Source organism: Pseudomonas sp. TNT3 (genome assembly GCF_010095445.2).
GTDB lineage: Bacteria > Pseudomonadota > Gammaproteobacteria > Pseudomonadales > Pseudomonadaceae > Aquipseudomonas.
Map to the genome: position 1 here is coordinate 54586 of NZ_WFGV02000022.1, position 16482 is coordinate 71067.

A 16482-nucleotide genomic window follows, 5' to 3' on the forward strand; every position below is an offset into this window, starting at 1 on the left:
AGGTGTGTTGGGCGGACGCTTACCCCGAAGGCTCGGCCATCAGCAGAGCACTCGATTACAGCCTGAAACGCTGGGCAGCGCTGTCGCGCTACCTCAATGACGGGGTCGTACCCATAGAAAACAATTGGGCGGAAAACCAAATTAGGCCATGGGCGCTTGGACGCAAAAACTGGCTCTTCGCAGGGTCGTTGCGCAGCGGAAAACGGGCCGCGGCAATCATGATCATGATACTGATTCAGTCGGCACGCATGAACGGGCATAACCTGTATGGCTATCTCAAGGATGTGCTTACGCGGTTGCCGACACAGAGGGCCAGTGAAATGGGACAGTTGCTGCCGCACCAGTGGGTAGCTCCATCGCATTGATCTAATGGGCGTAAACCCACTAGATTTCCCATTTTTTCCCCTGTAGTTGGCTAGATTTTCTTAACCGCGCCAAGATTTTCTTAAAATGTGCGCTGAACACTCAGAAAATATTAACCGAAAATGGCCGCGCAACCACTATTTGGGGGGTTTCCGCTTATCGGCGGTAAGCGTCCCGCAGTCACACCTTGCCGCATTGCGCTATCTGGACGACCTGGACTTTGAACGGTTTGGGATAAGAGCTACGTTGGCGCATGGAAATCCTAGCGATAAGAGTGATCGCGTTCGCTTAAAAATACGCGGACACCATCGCCCTTAATGCTGGAGTTCGGTAGGTGGGTTGGCCGGACGGTTACAAACAGGCATTCGAGAAAAGCAGAAATTGGTTATTTTCGCCTGTCGCCACTGCTATCGTTGGGGCGAAGGTGCCTGTCAGGAGGGGCTTCAACCGCTTCAAACAAACACTGTTTCTTTAATGTTGCTGCATCGAACGGTTCAATAGGTCCGGCTCGCAAGCTGTATGCTGACGTCTTGATTCAAGACATAGGCAGAGGGCAGCAATGAAGATCACGGGAAGAGTCGAGATCGAGACAGTCATTGACGTCTTGTGTGATGCATGCAGCAGTTCCACGCGTTCCGAGAATGGCGGACTTCAATACGCCAGCCTCCACGCTCACTGGGGTTATGGCACCAGACATGACGGCGAGCGGTATGAGTTGCATCTCTGTGAAGACTGCTTCTTCAAGACCATTGCTTACCTCAAGCAGGAACGGCGGACCGAGAATTTGTTCAGCGCCAAAGCTGCTGACGCCCCTGATGATTTTGGCTTGGTCGCAATAGACGATTTCTTCGGAGACGGGGGGAATCGTTAGACCGTCCATTGTTTATCCGCCTGCGTACTGCTCCCGAACAACAAGCACTTAGTGAAAGCGTCTGCTCTTGGCCGTTCTCTGCCTCTCGCAACAGGCAGAAATCGGCCAAAAGCCGCCACTCCTAGCAGTTAAACGGTGGGGTGGTATAAGACTATCGGGGGAGCGGCCATCGAGGCACGGCATAGGATCTGTTTCTATCGCATAAAGCAGCGCGGCCCAAGCGTCATATGCGGCCTTCTGGCGCAGAGTGGCTTCAATCCAGCGGGGGCCTGATACTTCTTTTGCTACCACTAACATCATTAAGTGATTCGTCGCGGCATCGAGGTCCACCAAGAGGTGATGAGATTTGAACCGGAAATCGTCAATATTGAACATTGGGCCGCACATCCAAATAGGAGCGGTTCGGTACTACGAACCACTACCTCTAAAATTCTGAGTTCATGCCAATCTCAGATGACAAGTATGAGTAGCTGAACGATTCTATCAGAATGACGAGCTTATCGATTCTCGTGGCCATCTCAAGTTCTAAGATATTGATATCCCTGTATTTATAAGTCGAATACGACTATCTCTATCCGCACCCAGATCCAAATTTGGCAGGGGGAATTACGATTCATTTGCAATCGGTATTCAAATCCATTTGCTCAAGCACTCATTGAAGATCTCAGCTCAACACCTGCTGGAAACACGTACCTTTTCACTTGTTTTTTCTGACTTCGCTTGAGGTGTTATCGAGTTTATCCATTCAACTGCCCGCTAGAGTTGCGATAGCGGACAATCCTCCTCTTCTAGTTTTCCGCCTAGACTTGCCTCTTGTCCGCCTTACAAATGAGCTTCAATGCATGGAATGTACGAAAAACTAAAACAAGAGGAATCCTCCCGATGTTCAAGTCAATATGCAAAGCACTCGCCTGTACCCTTGTCTTCGGTACGCTGAGCACAGCGATGGCCGCCGACCCAATAATTATCAAGTTCTCACATGTGGTCGCCGAGCAAACGCCCAAGGGCCAAGGCGCCTTGCTGTTTAAGAAATTGGTCGAGGAGCGCCTGCCCGGCAAGGTCAAGGTCGAGGTCTATCCAAACTCGTCCCTGTTTGGTGACGGCAAGGAGATGGAAGCCCTGCTGTTGGGAGATGTGCAGTTGATTGCCCCCTCGCTCGCAAAATTTGAGCAGTACACGAAGTCTGTCCAGCTGTTCGACCTGCCCTTCCTATTTGACGACATCGCCGCAGTCAACCGCTTCCAGTTGAGCCCGCAGGGCCAAGGGCTCCTCAAGTCCATGGAGAGTAAAAACATCACGGGCCTGGCCTACTGGCACAACGGAATGAAGCAACTGTCTGCCAACAAGCCACTGCGCGTCCCTGCCGATGCCCGTGGCCTGAAGTTCCGGGTGCAGGCGTCTGCCGTGCTTGAGGAGCAGTTCAAGGCTGTGCGCGCCAATCCACGCAAGATGAGTTTTGCAGAGGTTTATCAGGGACTGCAGACCGGCGTGGTCAACGGTGCGGAGAATCCCTACTCGAACATTTACAGCCAGAAGATGCATGAAGTGCAGAAGTACATCACTGAATCCAACCATGGTGTGCTGGATTATATGCTGATCACCAACACCAAATTCTGGAACGGGCTGCCGCCGGATGTTCGTAGTGAGCTGGACAAGATTGTCGTTGAAGTCACGGCTCAGGTGAACAAGGAAGCGGAACAACTCAATGAGGGTGACAAGCAGCGCATTCTCGCGGCCAAGACCACTGAAATCATCACCCTGACACCGGAGGAACGCGGGCAGTGGCGAGAAGCGATGAAACCGGTATGGAAGAAGTTTGAGGGCGATATTGGTCCTGAACTAATCTCTGCCGCCGAAGCCGCCAACAAGGCTCAGTGATCGCAAGGCAGGTGCTGTCGCGGCGGCACCTGCCGGTCATTACTCGATAGGAGATGCCATCCATGAAAGCGCTTCAGCGTATCTGGGAACACTTCGAGGAGGGTTTTATCGTCTTCCTTCTTGCCGCCATGACGCTGGTCACGTTCGTTTACGTGATCCTCAACAACCTCTACAGTTTTTTCTACTGGTTGGGCGATCATTGGGGTGCTGCGAGCACCCCGTTATTCGCAATGGGCGACGGGATCATGGGCATGGCCCAGGCGATGACCTGGAGCACCGCGCTGACCAAAGCTCTGTTTGGCTGGCTGATCTTTTTCGGACTGGCCTACGGCGTGCGCACGGCGGGGCATATAGGTGTAGACGCGCTCGTCCGACTGACCAGCAGATCGGTACAGAAGTACATAGGTATTGTGGCCTGTCTGTGCTGCCTGACCTATGCTGGGCTACTCAGCGTTGCCAGCTTTGAATGGATTCAGACCCTGAGGAATGCAGGCATCGGTGCCGAGGATCTTGGCCACTTTGGCATCATGCAATGGCACATCGGATTGATCGTCCCTTTGGGTTTTGCCCTGGTCTTCATTCGCTTCGCTGAAATTCTCGTGCGCATCCTGCAGAACCGTCAAACCGGTTTGGGGCTGGCTGATGAAGCCGCCGATGCCTTGAGATTGGCCGAACACGAGGACGACAAGCCATGACCATTGCTTTCCTTTTCGTGGCCCTGTTCGTCCTGATGCTCATCGGCGTTCCCATCGCCATTTCCCTGGGACTGGCCGGCTCCTTGACCATTATTTTTTTCAGTCCCGATTCCGTGCGCTCCCTGGCGATAAAGCTATTTGAGACTTCGGAACATTACACGCTGCTGGCCATTCCGTTTTTCCTGCTCGCTGGTGCATTCATGACCACCGGTGGCGTGGCCCGTCGGCTGATCGATTTTGCCAATGCCTGTGTCGGCCATATTCGCGGCGGTCTGGCTATTGCTGCGGTGTTGGCCTGCATGCTATTCGCCGCTCTTTCCGGCTCCAGTCCGGCGACTGTGGCCGCCGTGGGTTCGATTGCCATTGCCGGTATGGTGCGCTCTGGTTATCCGCAGGCCTTTGGCGCAGGGATCATCTGCAATGCCGGGACCCTGGGCATCCTGATTCCTCCATCGATCGTGATGGTGGTCTACGCCGCCGCGACCGAAACCTCCGTCGGCAAGCTGTTCATGGCGGGTGTGGTGCCAGGTTTGTTGTTGGGTACAGCGCTGATGGTGGCGATCTATATTGTCGCCGTTAAGAAAAACCTGCCCGCGCTGCCCCGCGCGACATTGCGTGAACTACTCGGCACCGCACGCAAGGCGATTTGGGGCCTGTTGCTGATGCTGATCATCCTGGGTGGCATCTACTCCGGAATGTTTACCCCGACCGAGGCGGCGGCTGTGGCGGCGGTTTACTCGGCCTTCATCGCCTTGTTCGTCTATAAGGACCTGACGTTTCGTGAAACCCCGAAAGTCCTGATGGACTCTGCGAAGTTGAGCATCATGCTGATGTTCATCATCGCCAATGCCATGCTCTTCGCCCATGTGCTGACCACCGAGCAGCTTCCGCAGCAGATTACCGCCTGGGTGATCGAGGCTGGCCTGACGCCCGTCATGTTTCTGCTGGTGGTAAACATCGTGCTACTGATTGCGGGCGCCTTTATGGAACCGTCGGCCATCATTCTGATTCTGGCGCCGATCCTCTTTCCCATTGCAATCAAACTGGGTATCGACCCAATTCACCTGGGCATCATCATGGTGGTCAATCTTGAGATCGGCCTGATCACGCCGCCGGTGGGCCTGAACCTGTTCGTCACCTCGGCGGTGACAGGTATGACATTGCCAGCCACCATAAGGGCCGCCATGCCTTGGCTGATGATCCTGCTATTGTTCTTGATCCTGATCACCTACGTACCATGGATCTCCCTTGTGCTGCCAAACTGGCTGGGCATGAGTTGATTTCCACCTTAGCCTCCCATTTATGAAGGCAATTGCCACGGTTTTAACGGATAGCCAGACGACAAAAAGCCCACACTTGGCGGGCTTTTTGTCGAAGGGGAACCAAATCCTTTGGTCGCGATCCAGTTTGCCAAGCAATAATCAACGTATCAAGGCAAACCGTCTGATAATTGAGGACTGGGGCCGGGCAAAACAATATCTTGCCTTAAGGCAAACGGTACTTTGACACAGATGGTTTAGCGAAGCCGGGCGACATCGACCCAGTAACGTACTCCTGGCTGCTGAAAAATGGATCAGTACCTCCAAAAGACCGGCGTTACGATCACCAGCACCGTAAGTATTTCCAACCTTCCGAGGAGCATGCCAACTGTGAGCAACCACTTCGCCGCATCTGGTAACGAAGCGAAATTGCCTGCCGGTCCAATGATCGTTCCCAGTCCCGGGCCAACATTGCACACTGCTGTAGCGGCCCCACTGAGCGCCGTCGTCCAATCTAGCCCGATCAACGCCAACCCCAAGGCGATAATGGCAATGGTGATGCTGAAGAAAAATGAAAAGGTCAGAAGCGAGCGCAAGATTTCCTCATCAATGGGATGACCGTTGTACTTCTTCTGAATCAAGGCGCGAGGATGGATCAGTTGTTTCAAACTACTCAAGAGTAGGGCGGCAGCAACCTGGAAGCGGAAAATTTTAAGGCCTCCAGCCGTGGAGCCTGAGCATCCGCCGACGAGGGTCAGATAGAAGAACAACAAAACGGCAAAACTGCCCCATAACGTGTAATCGCCAACCGCAACTCCAGTGGTCGTGACAACCGAAGTCACGTTGACCGCTACAATACGAAATGCATCCCACCAAGCGTATTCGCTGTGAAGGCATAGCCATGTACCCACAGCTAGCCAGGTGACAATCAAGAATTCAAGAAACCCGCGCACCTGATGATCCTTCAGTAACACACGCCGATGACCGCGCAATGTTGCGACGTACAAGGTAAAGGGCAGGCTACCCAGAATCATGATGACCACCGCTACCCAGTGAATCGCTGGCTGCGTCCAATGCCCAAGCGAGGCGTCCGAAGTGGAGAATCCGCCAGTCGAGATCAACGACATTGCGTGGTTGACCGCGTCAAACGGCGTCATCCCGGCGATCCAGAGTGCCAGAGCCCCGGTGCCAGTAAGTCCCAGATAGAGAAAGAGGATGTACTTGGCTGCCACATGAGAACGCGGCGTCACTTTCTCCGACCAGTCTGAGGACTCTGTCTGGAAAAGACGCATGCCACCCACTCGCAACAGTGGAAGGATCGCCACAGCCACGCCGATGAAGCCGATACCCCCCAGCCAGTGCAGCATCGAGCGCCAGATCAACAATCCCGGTGAAGCGGTATCCAAACCACTCAGGACAGTTGAGCCCGTGGTTGTGATGCCGGACATCGTTTCGAAGAAAGCGTCGGTGTAACTGATGTGACTGATAAACACCATTGGCAACGCCGCGAAGGTACAGACCACCACCCAACTGCCAGTCGTCAACAGGTACATATCCCTCGGGCGGAGCTGGCCAGTATCAGGGCGCCCACGCACGATCAAAAGAAGGCCGCTGATGAAGGTAATCAAACTCGACCAGAGAAAGGCCGACAGTTCGTCGCTACGCTCATAGGCCACGAGCGTAATCATGGGAATAGCCATGCTTACGGCTAGCGTGATCAGAAAAATGCCTAGGATGAAGCCGATGAGCCGCATTGCCGCGATGGACATAGAACTAGCCTGCCAGATTTTAGCTGCGAAGCCTTTAAATCAGGCCTTCAGAGCGCTACCGACCATCCAACTCATAGCCAACGAGTGGAGAGTATCTGCAACGTAATTGAGTAACGTTTCCTACAAATAAAAAACCCGGCACAGGGCCGGGCTTGCCTGTACTCCCCTAATACACAGTTCCCAAATGAGAGGGATGGAGAACCGACTGAGGAACACAGGTCGCCGATATTGCCAAAGCACGTTTTGCAAAGCAATCCATCTATGAAAAATGCTCCGACAGCTAACTGTCGCTACACCACTGCGATGAACAGACTAAAAAACCGCTAATTCATTGCGCCGACAAATCCCAGCTCCAATTGAAATTGTAGGTTTAGAGGGGATCGCGGGTTGGGACGAATTTCAAGCAGATTCCCCCGAGCTTTGTAGACCGATCATTTTTTCCAAAAATGGGGAACTGCCCCATTGGTTGGGGAAGACCCACCAATTTATAGGAATATGCCCCATCATGTTCTGTAAGCGCGCAGAAACACTCTGAAACAACTTACTAATTCATTAGTACTTTTTCTTCGAGGCCAGATGATGGCCTAACAGTTGCAATTTCCCCACTACCGCAGCATCTGCCGTCACTGAACAGTGATGGCGGGTTTCGCCGATAGGCATGACGCGAGGGGAATAAAATGAAATCTGCTACACAACATTTCCACTCAGTGAGCTGTTTACGCAGGGCAGGCCTTACCTCTGCGATGCTCGTGACCCTGGCAACGGCCAACGCGGTACCGCTTGACGATGTCAGCGAGCCGCCACCCACAGACCCCTCGGCATACTACACACCTCCCGCCGACCCGCTGGCAGCGGCTGCCGAGCTGGACGCCATCAAAAGCCTGCCCGAAGCCAACCAGGGCGCAATCGCCTATCCCAACGGAGTGTACGGAGACCGAAACACACCGCGCGCCGAAAACGTGCTGCCGCCGAGCGTTCAGACCTCGTTTAATTTCCCTACCAACGGCAAGCCCAGCCCGTTGTTCGGCGCCCAGCCTTACACCCAGCAATTGCTGCTGTTCGAGGAGTTCGGTACGGAAAAACTCGACCCCACCCTGCCTGCACCACCACTGACATTCCCGGTACCCACCGTCGGCCCATTGCCGCAGCAAGACCCGGACAATGTCGCCCGCAGCGGCCCTTCGAGTTCGGCATTGGAAGCCTTCATGCGCCAGCCCGGGCTGTACCCGTTTCCATCGCAGTTCTCCAACGTGCTGGACCGCAACCCGTGGAAGGCGCAGATCGAAACGTTCCTCAACCGCCATCCGGTGGGTTCGCCGGCAGAGGGCCGGCCACCGGGAAAAGGCTGGTCGCATCAACGCTGGAACGAGTTCTATCCACAGGTCGCCTTCAAAACCGTGCAAGCAGGCGCCAAACTCAACGGCGGCATGCGCGACCGTAAGCAACTGCATAACTACGCCGTCGGGGAGTTCGGTCCCGGCGGCCTCTATTACCAGACCTCGGACATCCCGACCACGACGGGCACCACCAAAGGCATCGACACCAAGTTCCATCCCAGCATGCCAGTTCAGAATCACAATGCACTGTGGACCTTCGACGGCACCTTTCCGCCCAAACTGCTTATGGTGCGCTACGGCCAACCGTTGCTGATGCGGCACTACAACGCCCTGCCGATCGATCCGGCCGCCAACATGGGCTTCGGCCTGCACACCATCAGCACCCACGAACACAACGGCCACTCCCCGGCCGAAAGCGACGGCTACACCAATGCCTTTTTCTTTCCGGGGCAGTACTACGATTATCGCTGGCCGCTGCAACTGGCCGGCTACGACACCATCAACACCGACGCCCACGACCCGCGCGCAGCGTTCCCTTGCGCGCCCGGCGAGAAGTTATTCGTCAACGACGCCAATCCCGGCCTGAAGACCTGCGACAACGGCACCATCAGGATCCGCGGCGACTGGCGCGAAACCATGAGCACCCACTGGTTCCACGACCACATGCTCGATTTCACCGCGCAGAACGTCTACAAGGGCAACGCGGTGATGATGAACTACTACAGCGCCCTGGATCGCGGTAACGAAGCCATAGCGGACGGCGTCAACTTACGCCTGCCTAGCGGCTCGGCGCTGCCTTGGGGTAACCGCGACTACGACGTGAACCTGGTGGTGGCCGACAAGGCCTGGGATGCCAACGGTCAGTTGTGGTTCAACCCGTTCAACACCGACGGGTTCCTCGGCGACCAGATCTTGGTGAACTGGCAGTATCAACCGCGCTTGAAGGTACGGGCGCGCAGCTATCGCTTCCGCATTCTCAATGGCTCGGTGTCGCGCTACTTCAGGATTGCCTTGGTGCGTGAAGTTGCCGGCAACGGCGGCGAATTCCCCGGGCCGTCCGGTTCGAACGTGTCCTACAACCGCGTGCCGTTCCACATGATCGGAAACGACGGCAACCTCATGGAACACGCCGTGCCGTTCGACGGCAGCATGGACCTGGACGGTGACGGCGATAAGCAGAACCACAACGCAATCCTGCCGACCCAAGGCATTGCCGAGCGCTTCGACATCATCGTCAACTTCGCCAAAAACGGGATCAAGACTGGGGACAAGCTGTACTTCGTCAACCTGATGGAACACAAGACCGGCAAAGGCCCGGAGAAAAACGGCCTGAGCCTGGCTGACGTGCTGTCCGATAAGTACAAAGCGGTGATCAAGCAAGGCAGCAAAGGTCCGGAATGGGACAAGGGCGATCCAGTGGTGGGCAAGTTCATGCAAATGATCGTGCAGTCTTACTCCGGTACGGATGTCAGCATGAACCCAGCTGACTATGAGCCCACCAAGCCGGGCAAGGCCGCCGGTAAAACCATGATCCCGCTGACCCTCGATCGTGACGATCCGCAGGTCCAGGCCAAGCTGAAACTGGCGCGGCACCGCGAGTTCATATTCGGCCGTTCCGACGGTACCGACGAAGCGCCGTGGACCATCAAGACCGACGGCGGCTTTGGCTACAGCATGGACCCACGCCGTCTCAACGCGGCCCCGCAACTGGCCAACGGCCCGACCGATGGTGGCTACAGCGGCGACGGCACCCTGGAAGTGTGGAAAATCAAGAACGGCGGCAACGGCTGGAACCACCCGGTGCACGTGCATTTCGAGGAAGGTATCGTCCTCAGCCGCGACGGCAAGGCGCCTCCAGTATGGGAACAAGGGGCACGCAAGGACGTGTATCGCATCGGCGAAGGTATCGACAGTTCGGTGGACGTAGAAATGGCGATCCACTTCCGCGAGTTCGCCGGGACCTATATGGAGCATTGCCACAACACCCAGCACGAGGACACTTCGATGCTGCTGCGTTGGGATATCGAGCATCCAGGGCAATTCCAGTTGATGCCAACGCCGCTGCCTGGCTGGGACGGTGTGACATACGTCAACTCTGCCGCACTGCCGACCTTCCGCAATGGCGATGGCAACGGTAATGATGATGACGATGATGACGAAGGCCAGAACAAGAAACCAATTGCCAACGCCGACAGTGCCACCAGCAGCAATGGCCAACCGGTAAGCATCAACGTCTTGGCCAACGACACCGACCCGGACGGCAACGTGCCGCTCAAAGTGGTGGGCCTGGCCCAGCCGGACTCCGGCCAGGGCACGGTCAGCACCGACGGCGTACGCGTGATCTACACGCCACCGGCCAGCGCCCCTGCGCCGTTAACCGCGGCCTTCACTTATCGGGCCAGCGACGCCAAGAACGCGGTATCGGAACCGGCAACGGTGTCCGTGGCAGTCACCCCGGCGCCGGCGGTCAACGAAGACCTGGTGGTGACCAGGGCGACGGTGACTATGCGCAGCAACAACCGCTACACCTGGGACTTGGCCGGGACCACATCACGCGGCACCGGTAACACACTGACGGTCACCGCGACCACCACCGCGGGCCCGCTCAACCTCGGCAACGCGATCCTCACGCCGATCGGCACCGGGGCGCGTTGGCGGGTATCGGTGACCACCACCGGCAGTGGTCCATCGTCTAATCCGACGGTGACCATTAGCTCGGCATTCGGGAAGAGCATCACCGTCCCAATTAGTAGCCGGTAAACTTGTTTCTTGGGCTACCGGAGAATGAGTAGGAAATTGAGCGAACTGTAAATCAACACGGCGCACTGGCTAGTCAGCCAGTGCGCCGTTGATGTCCGCACAATCGGACGTTGATCCGAGAGTAAACCGTCAGAACTTTATTTTCCCCCAGATCAATCCGGTGATTGCAGCCACTGCTGAAGCCGCAAGAACACTGAGTTTTGCCGAAGAAAGGAACGCGGGATCAGAAAACGCCAACGATGAGATAAAGATGGACATCGTAAATCCGATACCGGCCAACAAACCCACCAGTCCGATACCACTCCATGTCACACCCTCAGGCAGCTTGCAGACGTTGAGCTTGACGAGGGCGAAGCTCGCAAGAACGATTCCGAGCGGCTTGCCGAGAACAAGTGCTGATATCACACCCATGAAGATATTCCGAGAGACATCATCGTCCAGATTGATGCCTTGAAGGCCTACACCCGCATTGGCCAAAGCGAAGAGCGGCATGACACCAAACGCTACCCATGGGTGCAGTCCTACTTGGACCCGCTGTACCGGAGGCAATATTTCCCTCTGTGCTTGCTGAAGTTGCTTCAGCGGCTTGGCGACCTCCCCCGGACTGTTGGAGGAATGGGAGAAACGATCGATCAGCTCATGGAAACTTCGTCCAATTGTATCCAGTGGCCGTTCCGTTGCGGGCTTGGAGTTTACCGGCGTCATCAAACCAAGAATCACGCCCGCCAGTGTGGGATGAACACCGGTTTTCAGGAGGCCAAACCATACAATGGCGCCCGGCAGTATGTACACGTAGGCCTTGCCAATGCCCATTCTCTGAAATAGCAGCACCAGAGCCAATCCGCTCATCGCAACCACTAACCCCAGGTAATCCAGGCTCGCGGTATAGAAAACGGCAATGATCAAGATGGCGACAATGTCGTCGATGATGGCGAGGGCCAGCAGCAGCACGCGAATACCACCCGGAATCGACTTTCCTAACAGTGCGAGAACCCCGACAGCAAACGCAATGTCGGTGGCGGTTGGCACAGCCCACCCTGTACTGGCTTCGGTACCCTGGTTGAACGCCATGTAAATAATCGCCGGCATCATGACGCCACCTAACGCCGCGCCAAGAGGTAACGTCGCCAACTTCAGATTCGCAAGCGCACCGTCATTGATTTCCTGGCGTATCTCAGCTCCGACCACGAGAAAGAAAATAGCCATCAGCCCATCATTGACCAAAAAATGCAGCGAACACGAGACCGTAAACTCGCCCAAACCTAAGGTGAGTTGGGTGTTCCAAAAGTGCTCATAAGAATCAGCAAGCGGGCTGTTGGCCCAGATGAGCGCAACCATCGCAGCGAGCAGCAAGACGATGCCGCTAACCGCTTCGATATGTGAAAACCGTTCTATTGCGGCCAGTGCGCGAGTGGTCAAAACCTGAGGACGAGGAATAGAGGAGGACGCCGAGTTTTTATCAGACACATTAACTCTCCGCTGGCGGCCCGACCAACGTTTGAGCTTAACCTGCGCCGTGCCGTATGCAGCAACGCACCCAGCCGGATGATAAGTAGCTAACAAGCACGATGTAAATGACCAAGCCAAACTACTGAATGAACCTTCGTCTGCCAAGAAGACTCCACCAAAGGTAATAACCTCTTCCTCCTTTGTTGACGAAAATCCGAAACTACTGATCGATCACGTCACTATCAAGGATATTAAAAATGATCGCTCGCTGGCGCTGGGTGCTACACCAACTGACCAAACGGCTGTGGTTCAGAGCGAGTCTGTTTTCTTTGCTGGGAATAGCAACTGCGTTACTCGCTGTTGCCTTCAAGGACTACATTCCCGAATCATTGCCCACCCGAATCGGCGCCGACGCCGTCGACAAAATCTTGGGCATCATCGCCTCGAGCATGCTCGCCGTGACCACTTTTTCGCTGAGTACTATGGGGACTGCCTACGGTGCAGCCAGCAGTGGCGTAACGCCTCGTGCTACCACGCTGGTGATGGAGGACACCACGACTCAAAATGCACTCGCCACCTTCATTGGATCATTTCTGTTCAGCCTGGTAGGTATCATCGCTTTGAGTACCGGGGCCTACGGCACGCAAGGAAGGGTTCTGCTATTTGCGGTGACCATTGCCGTCGTGATTCTGATTGTTTACACGCTTTTGCGCTGGATCGATCACCTGTCCAAGCTCGGACGGGTAGGTGAAACAATTGATCGTGTCGAACAGGCAACCATCGACGCCATCAAACACAGAATCCAATGGCCTCATTTGGGCGGTGCTGCCTACCCATCCGAGTGGATGATTCCACCCGCGGCGCAAATAATCTCAAGTCATCAAACCGGGTACGTCCAGCATATTGATGTACATGCATTAGGTGCCATCGCCAAAACCTGCGAAATACAGATTTTCCTGGACGTCCTTCCAGGGAGCTTTGTCCATCTGGACATGCCGATCGCTCGAACCGTGAATTTGAACAAGGAGCACGCAGACGCTTTGCACGACAGCAGTGAAAAAATCCTCGCTGCGCTAACCATCGGCGTCCGTCGGACGTTTGAGCATGATCCACGGTTCGGGCTGTCGGTGCTTTCCGAGATTGCCTCACGCGCATTATCGCCAGCAGTTAACGACCCTGGAACGGCAATCGACGTCATTGGGCGCGGGGTCAGAAGCCTAACCTGTTGGAGCATACCCCAAGAGCCTGCGGCAAAAATCGATGAAGATTGCGAGCAGGTTTACTTGCGCAGCCTGATGGTCGATGACCTTTTCGATGACTTATTCGCGCCCATAGCTCGAGACGGAGCAGGCTTGATCGAAGTGGACCTTCGCTTGATAAAGGCCCTTGTCAGTCTCGCGCACATACACCCTGATATGTTCGGCGGTGCCTGTACCAGGCATGCCGATCTCCTAATCAAGCGCGCGAACCTTGCACTGACATTGGAGGAGGACAAACAGATACTTGGCGCAACGGCACGACAACTGATGCGCTAGGTCACCCAGATTTTCGCGAAGTTGCATCATTGTCCGGAGCTTGCAGAAATCCGCGGGCCAACTGCTGATACAACTCGGGGCCCATCCTTCCACTGACCGCTTTGGCAATGAGCGCGACAGCCAGGAGACTTATCACCATTCCGTGGCTGTCGATCATCTCCATCACGATGATTGCGGACGTGATGGGCGACTGCGTGACCGCAGCCAGGAACCCAGCCATGCACAGGGCAATGATCGGCTGAGCAGCCAGGCCGAAAAGTTCGGCGGCATTTGCCCCAACAGCAGCACCTACCGCCAGAGACGGCGCAAAAATGCCCCCGGGGATCCCAGAAAAGTAAGTCACGACGGTCGCCAGAAAACGCGTGATCGGCGCATGCCAAGGCAGGCTGACATCGGACACGATGACTTGGGAGGTGATGCCGTAACCGCTGCCAAATGACGTCCCTGCGCTGAGCCAACCGAGAATTGCCACGATCAATCCGCAAGCGCCAGCGAACCAGACGGGGTGCATACGCCGCCATTCCCAGACAACAAACCGATGATGTCGCTGGGGCCACAGCAACAGGCGGCTGAACAACCCACCCAGGAGACCGCAGCCAATACCGGTGACCAGCACCGGCGCAATGATGTCGAGATGAATGTCTTGAACATCAAAATGACCGAAATAGTTGTAGTTACCCTGCAAAGCAATCGCGACCATCCCCGACAGTATGATCGTACTGAGCAAGACCCCACTGGTGCGGGTTTCTAACTTGCGACCCAATTCTTCGACCGCAAAGGCAACGCCGGCCAGCGGTGTATTGAACGCAGCGGCAATGCCCGCAGCGCCGCCGGCGAGGATGAGGTCTTCGCTGCGGATGATTCGGGCATTGGGCAAATAGCGGTGAAAGAAATGCATGATCGAGGCTGCGACTTGTACCGAAGGGCCTTCGCGCCCGGCCGAAAAGCCTCCGGTAAGCGCCAGAGTGCCGAGGCCTATCTTGGCGAAGGCGATACGCAGCGACACCAGTTTATCGACTGGCTTCCCTTGATGAGCCAGGCGGGTGGCGGCGATCACTTGAGGGATCCCACTGCCTTGGGAGCCCACAAAAAAGCGGGTGGTCATCCACACCACCAGCATGCCAATTAGCGGCGTGTATACAAAGGGCAACCACGGCCGCTCGGCTGCCTGTTGGGCAAATTGCGTGAGTGCCATGTCGGCCAACCGGGCGAACATCACAACCAGCAGGCCCGCGAGCGTAGCGGCTGCCCAAAGCGTCACCCGTGTCCGCCACCGGATCGAGGCAAAGCGACGGCGTATTAAAATTAGCGGTTTGATCACTCGCGCGGATTCCCAGTTGAGGTTTTCGTCATCGAAGTGAGGCAAAACTAACCGGATTAGTCATACGCTCCAACGGAAGCCGGGCAAATGAGTACAAAACAATCCCCCCACAAAATCAGTCGCCACTTCCCGCGGCCAGCGATTGACTGCCATCTCGTCACTTCTGCGTAACTATCGACTACAGTTGAAACACTCTGCATAAAGCCACAACAAGACGGAGAGTTCCCCATGCGAGTAAAAAGCCGCTTTACCCTTCTGGCCGCCGCCGCAACCTTGGCAATCGCCACCACTACGCAGGCCGCACCGGTATTCATAAATATACTGACTGGGGGAACCAGCGGGGTTTATTACCCGATTGGTGTCGGACTGTCGCAGATCTACAGCGACGGTATTCCAGGCGTGAAAACGTCGGTTCAAGCCACCAAAGCCTCGGTGGAGAACTTGAACCTGCTGCAGGCCGGTCGAGGTGAACTGGCATTAGCGCTGGGAGACTCAGTGGCCGACGCGAAAAACGGTGTTGCAGAAGCAGGATTCAATGCCCCACTTACCAAGTTACGCGCCATTGCCGGTGCTTATCCCAACTACATTCAAATCGTGGCCAGCAAGGAATCGGGAATCAAGTCGCTGGCTGACCTCAAAGGTAAGACCATCTCGGTCGGGGCACCAAAATCAGGCACTGAGCTGAACGCACGGGCGATTTTCAAAGCTGCGGGTTTGACTTACGAAGATATGGGTAAAGTGCAATATCTGCCATTCGCCGAATCGGTCGAGCTGATCAAGAATCGACAATTGGACGCCACCCTGCAGTCTTCTGGACTGGGCATGGCGGCCATTCGTGACCTGTCCTCTGTCATGCCGCTGAACTATGTCTCAATTCCAACCGACGTGGTCGCAAAAATCGGCAACCCGGCCTATCAAGGGGCAATGATTCCCGCCAATACCTATGACGGGCAACCTGATGCGGTACCAACGGTGGCGATCACCAATATCCTGGTCACCCGTGCCGACGTGCCAGATGAAGTGGCTTACCAGATGACCAAGTTGCTGTTCGAAAACCTGACACGTTTGGGTAACTCTCATTCGGCGGCCAAGGACATCAAATTGGAAACCGCTGCCAAAAACCTGCCAATTGCGCTCCATCCGGGCGCCGAACGTTATTACAAGGAAAAAGGCGCGCTGTAACGGTGCCAGACTTTGCGGCCAGAAGTAATACTACGTCGACTGTCCGCCCACCTTCCATGCAGT

The 16482-nt window shown here is 55.6% G+C and carries 10 protein-coding genes and 1 pseudogene; 8 read left to right on the top strand and 3 right to left on the bottom strand.

What is annotated here, in order from left to right; all coding sequences use genetic code 11:
* Window positions 1-23: 23 nt before the first annotated feature.
* From GBC55_RS14960 to dctM, 5 genes and pseudogenes are all read left to right on the top strand, one after another.
* A pseudogene (locus GBC55_RS14960) lies at window positions 24-365 on the top strand (transposase); the annotation flags it as partial.
* Window positions 366-922: 557 nt separating this feature from the next.
* Entirely contained in the window at window positions 923-1234 is a 312-nt protein-coding gene (locus tag GBC55_RS14965) for a hypothetical protein (RefSeq protein WP_247266916.1), read from the top strand.
* Between the two features lie 945 nt (window positions 1235-2179).
* Entirely contained in the window at window positions 2180-3112 is a 933-nt protein-coding gene (gene dctP, locus GBC55_RS14970) for a C4-dicarboxylate TRAP substrate-binding protein DctP (RefSeq protein WP_247266922.1), read from the top strand.
* Between the two features lie 62 nt (window positions 3113-3174).
* Entirely contained in the window at window positions 3175-3807 is a 633-nt protein-coding gene (locus GBC55_RS14975; protein WP_162438112.1) for a TRAP transporter small permease, read from the top strand.
* On the top strand, window positions 3804-5087 hold the full coding sequence (gene dctM / locus GBC55_RS14980; protein ID WP_162438113.1) for a C4-dicarboxylate TRAP transporter large permease protein DctM: 1284 nt from the start codon (window positions 3804-3806) through the stop codon (window positions 5085-5087). The genes GBC55_RS14975 and dctM overlap by 4 nt, the downstream gene beginning before the upstream one ends.
* A gap of 293 nt (window positions 5088-5380) precedes the next feature.
* Here dctM and GBC55_RS14985 read toward each other — a convergent pair whose 3' ends face one another.
* Window positions 5381-6835 (bottom strand): TrkH family potassium uptake protein, encoded by a 1455-nt coding sequence (locus tag GBC55_RS14985; RefSeq protein ID WP_162438114.1) that lies wholly within the window; start codon window positions 6833-6835, stop codon window positions 5381-5383.
* Window positions 6836-7512: 677 nt separating this feature from the next.
* On the opposite strand from GBC55_RS14985, the gene GBC55_RS14990 reads away from it, so the two are divergent.
* Entirely contained in the window at window positions 7513-10932 is a 3420-nt protein-coding gene (locus GBC55_RS14990; RefSeq protein WP_162438115.1) for an Ig-like domain-containing protein, read from the top strand.
* A gap of 129 nt (window positions 10933-11061) precedes the next feature.
* On the opposite strand, the gene nhaA is transcribed toward GBC55_RS14990, so the two are convergent.
* Window positions 11062-12399, bottom strand: a complete 1338-nt coding sequence (nhaA, locus tag GBC55_RS14995) for a Na+/H+ antiporter NhaA (protein WP_162438116.1) — start codon at window positions 12397-12399, stop codon at window positions 11062-11064.
* 239 nt (window positions 12400-12638) lie between these two features.
* Here nhaA and GBC55_RS15000 point away from each other — a divergent pair, with 239 nt between their 5' ends.
* The gene (locus GBC55_RS15000) at window positions 12639-13916 is read left to right on the top strand and encodes a DUF2254 domain-containing protein (protein ID WP_162438117.1); all 1278 of its coding nucleotides are present in this window, start codon (window positions 12639-12641) and stop codon (window positions 13914-13916) included.
* A 1-nt stretch (window position 13917) separates the two neighbouring features.
* On the opposite strand, the gene GBC55_RS15005 is transcribed toward GBC55_RS15000, so the two are convergent.
* Window positions 13918-15237 (bottom strand): chloride channel protein, encoded by a 1320-nt coding sequence (locus GBC55_RS15005; protein WP_162438118.1) that lies wholly within the window; start codon window positions 15235-15237, stop codon window positions 13918-13920.
* A 228-nt stretch (window positions 15238-15465) separates the two neighbouring features.
* Here GBC55_RS15005 and GBC55_RS15010 point away from each other — a divergent pair, with 228 nt between their 5' ends.
* Entirely contained in the window at window positions 15466-16419 is a 954-nt protein-coding gene (locus GBC55_RS15010; protein WP_162438119.1) for a TAXI family TRAP transporter solute-binding subunit, read from the top strand.
* Window positions 16420-16482: the final 63 nt, after the last annotated feature.